Origin of the sequence: Gelidibacter pelagius (assembly GCF_017581925.1) — a bacterium.
Lineage (GTDB): Bacteria > Bacteroidota > Bacteroidia > Flavobacteriales > Flavobacteriaceae > Gelidibacter > Gelidibacter pelagius.
Map to the genome: position 1 here is coordinate 17,544 of NZ_JAGEVG010000010.1, position 15,178 is coordinate 32,721.

A 15,178-nucleotide genomic window follows, 5' to 3' on the forward strand; every position below is an offset into this window, starting at 1 on the left:
ATGTTAAAAAAGATCACTAATTATTTTGTTATCCCTTTTGCAATTTGTGTCATTTTAATCACGACACTTTTTCCAAAAACGACTGTAGATATGACCAATTTTTCTACTGAAGGATTAGAGTTAAATTACACAGTTTCGGAGGATATCGCACTTTCTACCACTTTTGAAGAAACATCCCATCACGCAAATTACAATAAGTTTTTCCCATATTTAGGTAAGTCCTACTTAGGATTTAAAGAAGCTCTTGCTTTTAAAGAATCTCGTGGGAACTATTTTACGGTTAATGATTTGGGGTATTTAGGTAAATATCAATTTGGAGCCGAAACGTTAAAGCTACTCGGTGTTTATAATCCCGAATATTTCTTATACACACCAGAATTACAGGAAAAGGCATTTTTGGCTAATTCAGAGCGTAATAAATGGATTTTAAGAAAAGATATTGCCCGCTTTGTTGGTATAGAAATACACGGCACAACGATTACTGAATCGGGTATTCTTGCGGCGGCTCATTTGGCTGGACCAGGGAGCGTAAAGAAATTTTTAAGAAGCCGCGGTGGATATAATCTTTCTGATGCTTATGGTACATCCATTTCGTATTATATGAAATATTTTTCAGGATACGATACCTCTTTCATAAAACCAAACCAGAAGGCAAAAGCCAATTTGTAATCAGTCCTTGTGAATGATAAATATGGCAGGACGCTTGTGAAGGTCTACTTTAATATGCTTCCAGTCGTTAATACTGTAGGTTTTTATGTACTCTGAAGACAACGTGATGTCGCAAGCCACACAAAGCCTTGTTTGTGGATGCAGGATTGCACACAGATCCTCCAACATTTTGTTGTTCCGATAGGGTGTTTCGATAAACAATTGACTTTGATCTTGATCATTGGATAACTTCTCCAAGCGCTTCAACTCCGTCTTCCGTTCGTTTTTATCAATGGGCAAATAACCATTAAAGGCAAAGCTTTGACCATTCATACCAGAACCCATTAATGCCATAATAATGGATGATGGTCCAACTAAAGGAACGACTTGGATGTTGTTTTCATGAGCCAACTTTACAATGTCTGATCCCGGATCTGCAACCGCAGGGCATCCCGCTTCAGATAGTAATCCCATTGGCCTCCCTTCTTTACAAGCTTTTAAAAATGATAGTTTTTCAGAGGTCTCAGTGAACTTATTGAGAATTTTTAACTGGAGTGAAGGTTGCGGCTTTTCAGGGTGTACTTTTTTTATGAAACGTCTTGCAGATTTTTCATTTTCAACAATATAATCATCTATGAAGTCTATTATTGTTTTTACTGAAGCGGGCAAAACTTCCCAAACGGGATTATCACCTAAGTCTGTTGGAATTAAGTACAGCTTACCGAAGTTATTTTGCATTAATTTTTAACGAATTTTCGAGTTATTTTTTGACCATTCTCATTATGAATTTGCATAATATACATGCCTTTGGCCAAGTTTTTAGTGGAAATTTTTGATGAATTATTTTCGAAGCTAATTGAGGTTTTCATCCGTTGTCCTTGAATGTTATAAACAGACACCTCGGATACCTGGCTGCTTGATGTTCCAAAATCTATAGTTAGCTCATCGTGAACAGGATTTGGGTAGAGTTTGATGTGTGAAAGAGCAGTTTCATCTATACCTAAGGTGGCGTCCTTAATTTTGTAAATAGACCCAGAGGTAATATCAGCAATATATAACTCTCCATTAACATCTTCACCAAATGTGGTCCAGTTATTATCGTTAAATGGTTCTGTAAATGTCATGGTCCAGCTTCCATCATTTTCTTTGAGCATACCAATCTCTGAACTACAATAGTCAGCAAAAAAATAAATACCCTCCAAGCTTGACTGCGCGGTACCTCTGTATCTAAATCCTCCTGTAATTGAACATTTAAACCTTCCACTATTATTATGTGAATATTCTGCAAAAGGAAAAGTCATTGTGTTTGCATTTGGGCAATCGCTAAGATTAAATGGGTTAGTCCCCTCATAACAACGCCATCCATAGTTAACGCCACCTTCTGAAGCGGGTACTTTATTGATTTCTTCAAATAATTGTTCCCCAACATCTGTCAACCATAACTCATTTGTAGTTTTGTCAATTGAAAACTTCCAAGGGTTTCTTAGACCAGATGCCCAAATTTCGTTTAAAGCATTTGGATTATCAATGTATGGGTTGCTATTAGGAATACCGTAATTTTTTCCGTTTTCTGGATTGTCAACATCGATTCTCAAAAGTTTACCTAAAAATGTCTCAAGATTTTGTGAGTTATTGTCCCGATCGCCAGAAAGACCACCATCACCGAGTGCAATAATAAGAAACCCATTACTGTCAAACGCCAGTTCGCCACCATTATGAAACGGATCGGGTTGTTTAATGGTCATTAGAATGAGTTCTGAATCCTCATCTGCAAGATCAATATTGGAATCATTCCTATTGAATCTTGATATGATGGTTTCTAAGTCATTATTGACATAATTGACATAAAAATAACCATTTGAAGTGTAGTTTGGATGAAATGCCAGACCTAATAGTCCACGCTCATCCTTTGCGTCACTGACGCGGTTTTGAATGTTTAAAAAAGATTGTTCATTGACAACACCGTTCTCATTTACAATTTCTATAAGACCATCGCGATCAAGAACGAATAGTCGAGAATCTCCGGCATTCTTAATATTAACTACGTTTGAAACGCCTGTCGCAAATAATTCTAATTCAATTTTTTGTGCAACGCTAGATGCACTCACTACGAGTCCAATAAGAAGTAAAATTTTTTTCAAAGTCTTTATTTTTTTAGAAAGTATGGCCTAAATTACAAAAAAAACCAAGACACATAAATATATTATATTGTTAAATTGTAGGAAATTTTTTCGCAAGCCTCGTCTAATAAGCTGAAAACATCCTCAAAATCTTCTTCGTTTCCCCAATAGGGATCTGGGACTTCTTTTATCGTGGATGATTGAGAGTCTTGTAGTATCAGTTTCACCTTAGCGATATCTTCTGTATCTCTTGCCAGTTTCACAACATTTTCATAATTGGATTGATCCATGACATAAATTATGTCAAAATTATCAAAGTCTGAAAGTTCAAATTGTCTACATTTTTGATTTGAAATGTCGAGGCCTTTGCCTTTTGCTGTAGCAATTGAGCGATGGTCAGGTGATTTCCCTATATGATAATCTGCTGTTCCGGCAGAGTCAACTTCAAATTTATCAGCAGGCAGTTTTGATTCAAGAATGCCATGCGCTAATGGTGATCTGCAAATGTTTCCCAAGCAAACCATTAAAATCCTTGTCATTATAATTCGATTTTTATATTAGTAATATCCCAAAAGATTCATGAAAGTAAAAAGATTGACAAATAACCAGAGTTAGTCAAATTACTTTTAAACTCAGAAGTTTTGTTCAGAAGTCATCGAGTTTCAATTCGAACGCTGTTTTTTACAGCGCTAATTTTTTGGCAATGTCATCAACATACTTTCTGAATTGTTTGTCAGTAGAAGAGAGGTTGTCAACAGTTTTACAAGCATGAAGTACAGTGGCATGATCACGTTTTCCAATTTGCGAACCAATGCTGGCCAAAGACGCTTTTGTATATTTTTTCGCAAAAAACATAGCTAACTGTCTTGCTTGTACAATATGCCTTTTTCTTGTTTTGGATTGCAGGGTATCAACATCCATTTGGAAGTAATCTGAGACGACTTTTTGAATATAATCGATGGAAACTTCTCGTTTGGTGTTTTTGACAAACTTCTCAACAATTTCCTTAGCGAGGCTAATGGTAATCTCTTTTTTGTTGAATGAGGATTGTGCGATTAAGGAAATAATGGCACCTTCAAGCTCTCTGACGTTGGTTTTGATATGTTTGGCAACATATTCAATAATATCATCAGGCATTTCTACACCATCACGATACAATTTGTTTTTTAATATTGAGACTCTGGTTTCAAAATCCGGACTTTGCAATTCGGCAGAAAGCCCCCATTTGAAACGAGATAGCAAGCGCTGTTCTATATCCTGCATGTCGACAGGTGCTTTGTCACTTGTTAAAATGACCTGCTTTCCATTTTGATGTAAGTGATTGAAAATATGGAAAAACACATCTTGAGTTCCCGTTTTACCTGATAAGAATTGAACGTCATCAATAATCAAAACGTCAATGATTTGATAGAAATGAATGAAATCATTTCTATTGTTCTTCTTGACAGAATCTATGTACTGCTGTGTGAATTTTTCAGCAGAAATATACAATACTGTTTTTTCAGGATATTTATCTTTAATATCTATCCCAATGGCATGCGCCAAATGGGTTTTTCCAAGGCCTACGCCACCAAAGATCAGTAAGGGATTAAAAGAGGTCCCACCAGGTTTATTCGCAACTGCCAATCCTGCATTTCTTGCCAAACGATTGGAGTCTCCTTCAAGGAAGTTTTCAAAATTATAATTGGGATTGAGTTGCGACTCAATTTTCACATTTCTAATTCCAGGAATGATAAAAGGATTTTTTAATTCCGGATTTTTATTTTTTAACGGGATATCAACATCTTGAGATTTTACTGCGCTTCTATTGGAACTTGGTATTTTTTCAGTAAAAGGTTGTTTGTTGCCATAAGTGTTTTCCATCTTTATGACATAGACCAATTTTGCCCGATCTCCAAGCTCTTTATTTAAGGCTACTTTAAGTATTTTCACATAGTGCTCTTCAAGCCATTCGTAAAAGAATTTACTAGGTACTTGGATGCTCAGAGCATTGTCAGTAAGCTTTACTGCTGTAATAGGTTCAAACCAAGTTTTATATGCTTGGGGTTGGATGTTGTCTTTTATAAAAGATAAACAATTTTTCCAAACCGATTGCGCAGTTACCTCCATTGTAATTAGTTAATTTTTTGATGTTAGTCAGATTAGCAAAAAAAAGAGAAATTTGTGTATTCTCTTGAATAATTTCTGAGACAAATATGTGAACAAATTTCTGAAAAAAAAAATCAAATGCTATTGAATATTCAGAAATAAATCCCCATGTTTAATCCGCGATGAAAATACAAAAAATAAACCAAACAAAGATGTCAAATCCTTTATATTACCACGAAATTGAACTTAGAGTGCGTTATGCTGAAACCGACCAAATGGGTATCGTCTATTACGGAAACTATGCCCAATATTTTGAGGTTGGAAGAGTTGAGTGGTTAAGGAAATTTGGAATATCCTATAAAAGCATGGAGGAGGAAGGCCTCATGTTGCCCGTAATAAGCTTGAGTATAAAATACAAAAAGCCAGCGCGTTACGATGACCTCATTAAAGTAAAGACTCAGTTGGTAAAATTGCCGTCTGCAAGTATTGAATTTGATTACGAAATTACGAACCAATCAGGGGAAATTTTAACCAAAGGAAATACCGAATTGGTATTTATGGATGTTAATAGGAATAGACCTACAAGATGCCCAAAATATCTTTTAGACAAACTACGGAATTAATCGTCCAAAATTTTTAAATCAACCCCGAAAATTGGTTCGAAAGCCTCTAAAACATTCTTTATTTTTTTTAATCTAACAGAAATAACGATTGTGCACGTCAATTCTAAAGTCTGTCGTGATATTTTTAAGTTTTTTTCTTTGATAACACGCATCACTTTATTCATGTCTTTATATTCAAAATTGAGTTCTACTTCCTGATTTATGGTTTTTGTGACAATTTTCGAATGCTCTAATGCCATTTGTGCAGCTGTTTTGTAAGCGGTTATTAGTCCGCCGACTCCCAATTTTATACCTCCAAAATACCTGACTACTACAATTAATACATTGGTGACTTCAAAAGATTGAATTTGTCCGTATATAGGCATTCCAGCACTGTTATTTGGCTCTCCATCATCATTGACCCTAAACTGATATTTATTTTCTTGAACTCCCAATTGATAAGCGTAACACCAATGTCTGGCAGAATGGTGCTGTTTTTTCAAATTTTCAAGATGGATTTTGACATCATCTTCTGTTTTGACTGGGAATGCATACCCGAAAAATTTACTGTTTTTTTCTTTAAATAAAACTTCAGCAGAAGGTTTGGTTATGGTTTTGTAAGTGTCTTTTTCCGTCATATCATGCAAAAGTTACTAAATAAATGGCAATAAGTGCCAATCCAATTCCTGTCCAATTTCTTTTGGTTAAATGCTCATTGAAGACCCAAAGACCAATTAAAGTGGATATCATGACTATGGCCACGTTATTTATGGTGAAAAATGTGGAGCTTTCCATATTTTGAGATTGTAGTGCTTTGATGATATAATATAATGAAGCATAATTGGCAAGCCCCAATAAAAGGCCTCCAAGAATGCTTTTTGGATCCAATTGCAATTGGCTGCGTAATTTTTTAACACCTAAGATGCTCAATCCTATTATTCCTGCAAATCCGAATACACAGGAAGAAAATAACGGAATATTCTCTTCCGAAATAGACGTATGCTGCAAATAATTGATATAGGTGTCACTGAATCCTGAGCCCAGGAAAAGCAGTAAAGGCAGCATGAGGTTTTTCGTGAAATTCACCTTGGTTTTTGACTTTACAGACACTAGATACACCGCAATAAAAGCTAAAACAACCCCAATGATTTTTTGATATCCAATACTTTCACGGAATAAAATCACACCAAAGATAATAGGAATGATGACACTCATCTTAGAGGCCACAGAAGCCACAGAAAGTCCATTCTTTTGAGCAGTCCATGCCATCAATGTGAAAAGGCCGATAAACAGAGCACCTACAATAATGCTCCCTAAAAACCATTCAGAATTAAATATGGTATCAAAAGAAATTGATTTTTGAACCGTCAAAATACCAAAGCCAAAGGCAACAATATAATTGACTACAATAGTTTGAAAGGTGTTGACCCTAAATTTCTCCAGTAGCTTAAAAACGACAAAAATAAATAATGATGCCGTGATACTGAGAATAAGATAAATCAAAACAAGTCCTTTTTGGTTGACAGCAATGTGGTGATGTCATCAGTTTCTGGATTGATATGCCATGTGTGGATACCTAATTTTGAAGCTGAAATAATATTTTCTTCAGTATCATCAATAAATAAGGACTCCTCGGCTTTTATATTGTTCTCATCTAAAACAAATTCATAAATATTGGCGTTTGGTTTTCTTAATTGGATTTCGTGCGAAAGATAGAACGCATCAAATTGAGCTTTAAACTCTTCGTAGAAGTTCACGTTTTCTTTGACCCAGTTAATATGGAGTTCATTCGTGTTGCTCAATAAAATAAGTTTATATTTTTTGTCTGCCGCCAACTGTTCCAAAAACTCTAACCTGTGCAACGGAAAATCCCTTAAGATATAATTCCAGGAATCTAAAAGCGTTTCTCTGTCGTGGTCTGGGAAATTATCTAAATAAAATTCCAGAAACTCATCGGTAGTCATAAGGCCTTGTTCATAAAGCGTATTTATGGCATGGATTTCATCAGAGAGTTCATCCATTTCAAATAAGTTGAGCGCATTGGTCATAGCGCCTTTTTTATCAAGGTTGATAAATACGTCTCCAAAATCGAATATTATATTTTTAATCATTGCTGTAAAGTTTTAAGGTATCGTTGATGATTTTTTCTTCTGAAAGTAATCTTCCTGAAAAGTGGGGTGCTTTTGTGCCGCTGGTAAAATTTATAGTGCCTTTAAAAACTCGTGCTTCATCCCAAAGATTTTCATCTATAAAGGTCTGTAGCGTTTGACGTCCACCTTCAATAATAACGGAGTTAATATCATGCCTAAAAAGGATTTTACAAATTTGGTGAGCAATTTTATCTTTTAAATCCCAATTCATAAATTCCGTGATTGCTGACTGGTGAGTTAACTCCAATCTATCATCCTGAGACTTCATGCTTCGAGCTTCGTGCTTCAAGCTTAATAAGATTGTTGAGGCCTTGCCATCAAAAACAGCAACATCTCTAGATAGACGAGAGCTTTTGTCCAAAACAATACGTATCGGGTTTTTGCCGTACCAATCTCTCGTGGTCAAACTCGGATTGTCTTCAACGACCGTATTGGTTCCGACTAAAATAGCTTGTTCTTCGGCGCGCCATTTATGCACCAATTGACGTGAAAGTTCATTGGTAATCCATACAGGTTTCTGTTCGTCTCTTGTTGTGGGCGCAATAAATCCATCGGCAGTTTCCGCCCATTTTAATATGACATAGGGGCGTCTTTTATTGTGAAACGTAAAAAAACGCTTGTGATGTTCTTTGACTTCATCTTCCAAAACGCCTACAATAACTTCACATCCGGAGGTTTTTAGCTTTTCAATGCCTTTGCCTGCAACGGCACTATGTGTATCCATAGTGCCAATAACAACCCTGGGAATTTTAAATTTGATAATGGCGTCTGCACAAGGAGGCGTTTTTCCAAAATGTGAACAGGGCTCTAAGGTCACATAAAGTGTTGATTTTGAAAGTAAGTTCGGGTTTTTCACGCTGTTAATGGCATTCACTTCGGCATGAGCGCCCCCATACGGACTTGTAAAGCCCTCACCAATAATGCTTTGATCATGTACAATAACGCATCCCACCATAGGGTTTGGAGCGGTGGTTCCCAGTCCATTTTTGCCAATTTCAATGCAACGTTTTATATATTTTTCATGTATATTCATCCCAATAATTATCGGGACAAAAATAACATAATATCGTGAGCAAAGCCGCTATCTTGATCAGAGAAATTAAAACGGAAGATGATGCCCAAGTTGCAAAGGTTATACGTGCGGTTTTGGTTGAAATGGGAGTCCCAAAAGTTGGAACCGCATACGCCGATAAGGCTCTTGATGAAATGACTGCTACTTATAATAAGAACAATGCCACTTATTTTGTGATTGAAGATCATGGAGAGATTATTGGAGGCGCAGGAATTGCTCAGTTGGAAAACTTTGAAGGCCCAATTTGTGAGTTGCAGAAAATGTATTTTTTACCGGAGGCAAGAGGGAAGGGGCTTGGAGCTAAAATGATGGAAGTATGCTTGAAAAAAGCCAAATCGTTTGGTTTTGAAAAATGCTATCTTGAAACCTTGCCTTATATGAAAGATGCCACAAAACTTTATGCCAAATCTGGATTTGAACCTTTGGAAGGACCACTGGGAGATACAGGACATTATTCTTGTAATGTTTGGATGCTAAAATCATTATAATGCTATTAAAAACATTACGCGAACACTTTTATATATCACTTAAAGAGGACTATCCAGAAACGGAAATCCAATCTTTTTTTAATTTATTGTCCGAGTGTTTTTTGAAAATGAAACGTGTGGAAGTTAGCTTAAATCTTTATGCGCCGATATCAGGTAAGAAAACGGAAAAGTTTGAAAATGCCATTACAAGGCTAAAAGATCAAGAACCGATTCAATATATTATTGGGTCTACGGAGTTTTATGGATTGCCATTTAAGGTTACAGAAAGCACATTGATTCCAAGACCAGAAACTGAAGAATTAGTGCAGTGGATAACGGATATTTCAAATTCTAAAACTGAAAATTTGTCCATTCTCGATATTGGAACTGGAACAGGGTGTATTGCAATTTGCTTAGCGAAAAATAAACCTGACGCCACTGTATATGCAGTAGATATAAGTAAAAAAGCATTGACGGTAGCCAGAACCAACGCGAAGCTTAACAAGGTAGATATTGAGTTTGTTGAATTGGATATTCTTGATTGGGAAAATGGAGCGTCGAATTTGAAAAATATAGAGTTTGACATCATTGTCTCCAATCCGCCTTATGTCAGAGCCTTGGAGAAATCTCAAATGAGCGCCAATGTATTGCGACATGAGCCCGGTTTGGCTTTATATGTAGAAGATGATGATCCACTTATTTTCTATAAAGCGATAGTGGAATTAGCACAGACGCATCTCAAAAGTAATGGACAACTCTATTTTGAAATCAATCAATATTTAGGAAGTGAAATGGTTCAGTTGCTCGAAGATTCTGATTTTAAGGAAATTGAACTCAAAATGGACATTTTTGGGAATAACCGCATGGTTTCTGGAGTTAAGAAATTTTGATTATTAACTAAAGAAGGAGGAGTATAACCGATTAGCTTTTAATAAGTTGGAGCATCACCTCAATGATTTCTTGATTGGATGCCATTTCCTGTCCCTCATTTAAAAATTTTGGTGTATTCAAAGGAATAGCCGATGTGGCTTGGACTTCCGGTGATAATACAGCCGAGCAATGTGCTTCCTTAAATCCAGCACCTTTAAAGATTAAGATGTTTTTGGGATTGATTCCAGATCCTGGAAGAATTGATAAAGCACCATCCGCCAATTGATTTAACTGGTTTAATATTAAAATACCTTTTTGTGCTGAGATTGCTTGGCCCGATGTCAGGATCCGGTCAACTTTAAGCGCCATTAAAGTTTTTAAGGCGTCAAAAGGATTCGGCGTCCGATCAAAAGCGCGATGGAATGTGAAAGGTAATGGCTTTGAAAGTTCTATTAGCTCTTGTGTCCGGTCAATATCGATGGTATTGTCTCCATTTAAAACCCCTGACACGATGCCTTTGCAGCCCAGTTCTTTACAGATTTGAATGTCCCTTTTCATAATTTCAAAATCCGCTTCAGAATAGGTGAAATTCCCGCTTCTTGGTCGGATGAGTACAAAAACAGGAATAGTCAGGTTTTCCATGACCTGTTCTATCAAGCCATAAGAAGGTGTGACCCCTCCAACCGCCAACTCTGAGCACAATTCTATCCGATGTGCTCCAGCATTTTGGGCATTGACTGCTGATTGGTAATTGGAAGCACAGATTTCTAATATCATATTTACTTTTTTAAGACCTGACATTTCCGATATCGGGGATGTTAGGTCTGCTATTAATTAATTAATTATTATTTCATCAATAAAGGTCCAAGGTTGGTGTCCTGCACCTTGCTTGCCTTCTGGGATCAATCCAGAATTCGGAATTCTCAAATGAATATAACGTGTGGTTGCGTTCAAATCAATCTTAATATTGGCATGGGTGTCTTTACTCTCTGGGATTTCAACTTTAGAGCTGGTGCCATGCTCACCGAACCCATATTCTATGACTTTTGGGGCATAGATCCACATCCAAGGGGCCTCGTAAAATCGTGTTTCAATTGAGTTAATGGTCATTTCTTCACCCAAATCAATGGTGATTTCCAAATCTTCTCCATCAAACCCCAACCATTCTTTGTCATTGATACGGGTGTCACTTCCTGTAATACCATTGATCAAGCCATCGGCGCCACTACCTGCATAAGTTTTACTCGGTTGTGCATTGATACTAATCTTTTTTCCAAGTGCTTTGTGGTAGTTGATCGGTTGGGTAAATGTTGCGCCCAGCTTCTTATCGTCATCAAAAATGGCCGCTTTTATGATGAGATCTTTGTCGATTGGAATGACTCCAGAATAAACTTCCGAAGTAACATTCGGTTCTGTGCCGTCAGTTGAGAATCGGATGGTCTTGTTCTCAAGGATAGATTTAAGTTCGTAGCCTGTAGCAACGACTTCGCCGTCTACTTCATATAAGTGGTTGGCATAATTTATGTCCAAAGCATCCATGCGTTGATGGAAGTTTTCTACCCGTGCTACAAAATCGGCGTAATTTTTGTTTTTAGTAGGTGTCCATAGCACTTCACTCATCGCGAGAATTCTTGGAAACACCATATACTCCAATTGTTTTTCATTGGGGATATACTCCGTCCAAACATTTCCTTGGCCACCCAAAACGTATTGGGATTCTTCCTCTGAAAGTTCCTCTGGAATCGGGTTAAAGCTATATACTTTTTTCAAAGGCAAAAATCCGCCACTATTCGCCAAGGGTTCACCTTCGTTATCCGATTGTTTATAATCAAAATAACAGTGCGAAGTTGGCGTCATGATCACATTGTGGTGTTGTTTGGCGGCTTCAATAGCGCCGTCGGTGCCACGCCATGACATAACGGTGGCATTTGGTGCCAATCCACCTTCCAAAATTTCGTCCCAACCAATAATTTGTCTGCCTTTTCCATTCAGATATTTTTCTATTCTTGTGATAAAATAATTCTGAAGTTCATGTTCATCTTTCAAACCTTCCTCTTTAATACGTTGTTGGCAATTAGGGCACTTTTCCCAATGTGTTTTTGGTGCCTCATCACCTCCAATGTGAATGTATTTGCTGGGAAAGAGTTCTAAAACTTCATCTAAAACATTTTCTAAAAACTCAAAGGTTTCATCTTTAGAGCAGAAGATATGGTCAAAAACACCCCAAGTCTCGGCTACTTTAACCTGCTCACCCGTACACCCCAATTCTGGATACGCAGAAATGGCGGCTTGTGCATGTCCAGGCATTTCTATTTCAGGGATAATGGTCACATGACGAGTTTGTGCATAAGCCACGACATCTTTTATCTCTTTTTGGGTGTAGTAGCCACCATAGCGTTTGCCATCGAATTGTTGCTGATCAGGATCGTAGCTGCCAATTAGCGTTTGGTCCCTGAAAGCGGCAATCTCTTGTAGTTTTGGATACTTTTTGATCTCAATGCGCCAACCTTGGTCTTCTGTCAAGTGCCAATGAAACGTGTTCATTTTGAGCATGGCCAGAGCGTCAATATATTTTTTGATGAAATCCACAGAAAAGAAATGACGACCAACATCTAAATGCATGCCTCTGTGTTTAAATTGTGGCTCATCCTTTATGGTTATACTTGGAATTGCAAATTTCTCTGAAGTGAATGTCCCATTTTCAAAGTCGGCAGGCAGTAGTTGCCGTATGGATTGTACCGCATAAAAGGCACCTTGATCGGTTTTTGCCCTGATTTCAATCTGCTTTGGTGAGATGGTCAATTGATAGCCTTCATCATTTGAAATGGTGTCGTCCTGAATAAAACTTATTTTATTGTTCTTTTCTAACTGAATTGAACTGCCTTTTTCGATAAATTCCTTTAAAAAAATAGCTGAAACCTCAAAATTGCTATCAAATGACATCCCGACAGAATTGTCCAGAATAAATTCCCCTTTTGTGCTTTCCATGTGCGTTGGCATTGGAATAATTTGTGGCTTAGGGGTTTCAGTGTTTGGGGAATCACAGTTGTATAAGAATGTGATAAAAACTATAAGTACGGTTATTTTCTTGATTTGCATTTTAGTATATTAGAGGCCTTAAAGATAAAGCAAAAAAGACAATTTACCTCTCAATTAACCCCATGGATATTCAACAGCATATTTTAAAGCTTCGTGACGAACTTAATGAGCATAACTATAATTACTACGTTCTTGATCAACCCACAATTAGCGATTATGATTTTGATCTTAGATTGAAAGAATTGCAGGCGCTGGAAGAAGCACATCCGGAATTTGCCGATGAGCACTCGCCGACCCAACGTGTAGGTGGAGCAATTACCAAGAATTTTGAAACAGTGGTGCATGATTATCGCATGTATTCTTTGGATAATTCCTATTCTAAAGAAGATCTGTTGGATTGGGAAGCCCGTGTCAAAAAAATGATTGATGGTGAGATACAATTTGTTTGCGAGTTAAAATATGATGGTGCTTCCATAAGTCTGACCTATGAAAACGGAACGTTGTTAAAAGCTATAACACGAGGCGATGGTGTGCAGGGTGATGATGTGACAGCCAATATCAAAACCATCCGATCAGTGCCGCTGCGTTTAAAAGGAGATTATCCGCCAAGATTTGATATCAGAGGGGAAATTGTGTTGCCTTTTGAAGGTTTCAACAAAATGAATGAAGAGCGTATTGAAATAGGAGAGGAGCCCTATCGAAATCCGCGAAATACCGCATCGGGGAGTTTAAAACTTCAGGATAGTGCTGAGGTGGCAAAACGACCATTGGAATGTTTACTTTATAATATCACTGGGAACAATTTAAGCCTAAGTACGCAATTTGAAAGTTTAGAAAAGGCCCGTGCCTGGGGATTTAAGGTGCCTGAAGCGGCAACCTTGGCAAGCTCAACGGCGGAAGTATTGGAATTTATCGATTATTGGAATATCCATAGACACGATTTACCTTATGAGACTGATGGTGTTGTGGTTAAGATAAACGACCTTCATCAGCAAGAAGAATTAGGCTATACTTCAAAATCGCCACGTTGGGCGATTGCTTATAAGTTTAAAGCTGAGCAAGTTTCAACACGGTTGAATGAAATAACCTATCAGGTAGGGCGCACCGGAGCGATTACTCCAGTGGCCAATTTAGAGCCTGTAGAATTGGCGGGAACCACGGTTAAACGCGCTTCATTGCACAATGCAGATCAAATAGAAAAACTGGATATTCGGGTAGGTGATACTGTTTTTGTTGAAAAGGGCGGTGAGATCATCCCGAAAATTATTGCGGTTGATTTGACAAAACGACCTGTAGACTCCCAGCCGACCCATTATATTGAACATTGTCCGGAATGTGGAACAGAACTGGTCAGAAATGAAGGTGAAGCGCAACATTATTGTCCGAACTATAATGGCTGTCAACCCCAAATCATAGGTCGTATTCAACATTTCATTTCAAGAAAAGCTATGGATATTGAAGGCCTAGGTGGTGAAACGGTAGCCTTGTTGGTAAAGGAAAATCTTATTAATGACTATTCGGACTTGTACACACTTAAAAAAGAGGAAGTGATCCATTTGGAACGTATGGCAGAAAAAAGTACGGATAATTTGATAAATGGGATTGAAGATTCCAAAAGCGTGCCTTTTGAGCGTGTTCTGTTTGCACTGGGAATCAGATTTGTAGGTGAGACTGTTGCAAAAAAATTGGCCACCCATTATAAAAATATTGAGAATTTAGCTTTAGCCACAACTATGGATTTGGTTACTGTTGATGAAATTGGAACGCGTATTGCCGAAAGTGTGGTCGCCTTTTTTAATTCAGAGCAGAATCAAAACATTATTGAACGTTTAAAAAGACATGGTGTGCAATTAGAAATTTGCGCTGAAAAATTGGCAAATCAATCCAATAAACTCGAAGGTCAAACTTTTGTGGTTTCCGGTGTTTTTGAATCGGTATCAAGAGATGAACTCAAAAAAATGATAGAAGATAACGGTGGAAAGGTTTCGAGTTCTATATCAAAAAAAACAAGTTATGTCATTGCTGGGGATAATATGGGACCAAGTAAAAGAACCAAGGCCGATCAGTTGCAGATTTCTATTATTTCAGAATATGAATTCAAAAACCTGCTGAAGTAAAATTC

The 15,178-nt window shown here is 37.4% G+C and carries 15 protein-coding genes; 5 read left to right on the top strand and 10 right to left on the bottom strand.

Features of this window, described 5'->3' with window-relative positions; all coding sequences use genetic code 11:
* Positions 1-669 carry a peptidoglycan-binding protein LysM gene (locus J4051_RS09570; protein ID WP_208233649.1) on the top strand — a complete coding sequence of 223 codons (669 nt, stop codon included), beginning with the start codon at positions 1-3 and terminating at the stop codon, positions 667-669.
* On the opposite strand, the gene J4051_RS09575 is transcribed toward J4051_RS09570, so the two are convergent.
* The 4 genes from J4051_RS09575 to dnaA all read right to left on the bottom strand — a co-directional run bounded on the left by J4051_RS09575 (position 670) and on the right by dnaA (position 4,877).
* The gene (locus tag J4051_RS09575; RefSeq protein WP_208233650.1) at positions 670-1,386 is read right to left on the bottom strand and encodes an SAM-dependent methyltransferase; all 717 of its coding nucleotides are present in this window, start codon (positions 1,384-1,386) and stop codon (positions 670-672) included.
* Positions 1,386-2,789 (bottom strand): PQQ-dependent sugar dehydrogenase, encoded by a 1,404-nt coding sequence (locus tag J4051_RS09580; protein WP_208233651.1) that lies wholly within the window; start codon positions 2,787-2,789, stop codon positions 1,386-1,388. Before J4051_RS09580 ends, J4051_RS09575 begins: the two co-directional genes overlap by 1 nt.
* 62 nt (positions 2,790-2,851) lie before the next feature.
* Positions 2,852-3,307 carry a low molecular weight protein-tyrosine-phosphatase gene (locus J4051_RS09585; RefSeq protein ID WP_208233652.1) on the bottom strand — a complete coding sequence of 152 codons (456 nt, stop codon included), beginning with the start codon at positions 3,305-3,307 and terminating at the stop codon, positions 2,852-2,854.
* A gap of 142 nt (positions 3,308-3,449) precedes the next feature.
* Positions 3,450-4,877 carry a chromosomal replication initiator protein DnaA gene (dnaA, locus tag J4051_RS09590; RefSeq protein ID WP_208233653.1) on the bottom strand — a complete coding sequence of 476 codons (1,428 nt, stop codon included), beginning with the start codon at positions 4,875-4,877 and terminating at the stop codon, positions 3,450-3,452.
* A gap of 191 nt (positions 4,878-5,068) precedes the next feature.
* Here dnaA and J4051_RS09595 point away from each other — a divergent pair, with 191 nt between their 5' ends.
* Positions 5,069-5,479, top strand: coding sequence for an acyl-CoA thioesterase (locus J4051_RS09595; protein ID WP_208233654.1), 411 nt, complete (start codon positions 5,069-5,071; stop codon positions 5,477-5,479).
* Here the strand turns inward: J4051_RS09595 and J4051_RS09600 are convergent.
* From J4051_RS09600 to ribD, 4 genes are read right to left on the bottom strand one after another with little or no spacing between them, the layout of a single operon-like run.
* On the bottom strand, positions 5,476-6,096 hold the full coding sequence (locus J4051_RS09600) for an IMPACT family protein (RefSeq protein WP_208233655.1): 621 nt from the start codon (positions 6,094-6,096) through the stop codon (positions 5,476-5,478). The genes J4051_RS09595 and J4051_RS09600 overlap by 4 nt on opposite strands.
* 1 nt (position 6,097) lies before the next feature.
* Entirely contained in the window at positions 6,098-6,961 is an 864-nt protein-coding gene (locus J4051_RS09605) for an EamA family transporter (protein ID WP_208233656.1), read from the bottom strand.
* Positions 6,958-7,569 (bottom strand): HAD family hydrolase, encoded by a 612-nt coding sequence (locus J4051_RS09610; protein WP_208233657.1) that lies wholly within the window; start codon positions 7,567-7,569, stop codon positions 6,958-6,960. Before J4051_RS09610 ends, J4051_RS09605 begins: the two co-directional genes overlap by 4 nt.
* Positions 7,562-8,641: a bifunctional diaminohydroxyphosphoribosylaminopyrimidine deaminase/5-amino-6-(5-phosphoribosylamino)uracil reductase RibD gene (gene ribD, locus J4051_RS09615; protein WP_208233658.1), complete on the bottom strand. Its 1,080-nt coding sequence runs from the start codon at positions 8,639-8,641 to the stop codon at positions 7,562-7,564. Before ribD ends, J4051_RS09610 begins: the two co-directional genes overlap by 8 nt.
* A gap of 35 nt (positions 8,642-8,676) precedes the next feature.
* Between ribD and J4051_RS09620 the strand changes: the two genes are divergently transcribed.
* Positions 8,677-9,168: a GNAT family N-acetyltransferase gene (locus tag J4051_RS09620; RefSeq protein WP_208233659.1), complete on the top strand. Its 492-nt coding sequence runs from the start codon at positions 8,677-8,679 to the stop codon at positions 9,166-9,168.
* Positions 9,168-10,037, top strand: coding sequence for a peptide chain release factor N(5)-glutamine methyltransferase (prmC, locus tag J4051_RS09625; RefSeq protein ID WP_208233660.1), 870 nt, complete (start codon positions 9,168-9,170; stop codon positions 10,035-10,037). The genes J4051_RS09620 and prmC overlap by 1 nt, the downstream gene beginning before the upstream one ends.
* Positions 10,038-10,068: 31 nt before the next feature.
* Here prmC and J4051_RS09630 read toward each other — a convergent pair whose 3' ends face one another.
* Together J4051_RS09630 and J4051_RS09635 are read right to left on the bottom strand one after the other, a co-directional pair.
* Positions 10,069-10,794 (bottom strand): copper homeostasis protein CutC, encoded by a 726-nt coding sequence (locus J4051_RS09630; RefSeq protein WP_208233661.1) that lies wholly within the window; start codon positions 10,792-10,794, stop codon positions 10,069-10,071.
* A 57-nt stretch (positions 10,795-10,851) separates the two neighbouring features.
* The gene (locus tag J4051_RS09635; protein WP_208233662.1) at positions 10,852-13,116 is read right to left on the bottom strand and encodes a family 20 glycosylhydrolase; all 2,265 of its coding nucleotides are present in this window, start codon (positions 13,114-13,116) and stop codon (positions 10,852-10,854) included.
* A 62-nt stretch (positions 13,117-13,178) separates the two neighbouring features.
* On the opposite strand from J4051_RS09635, the gene ligA reads away from it, so the two are divergent.
* Positions 13,179-15,173: an NAD-dependent DNA ligase LigA gene (gene ligA / locus J4051_RS09640; protein WP_208233663.1), complete on the top strand. Its 1,995-nt coding sequence runs from the start codon at positions 13,179-13,181 to the stop codon at positions 15,171-15,173.
* The last annotated feature ends 5 nt before the right edge of the window (positions 15,174-15,178 follow it).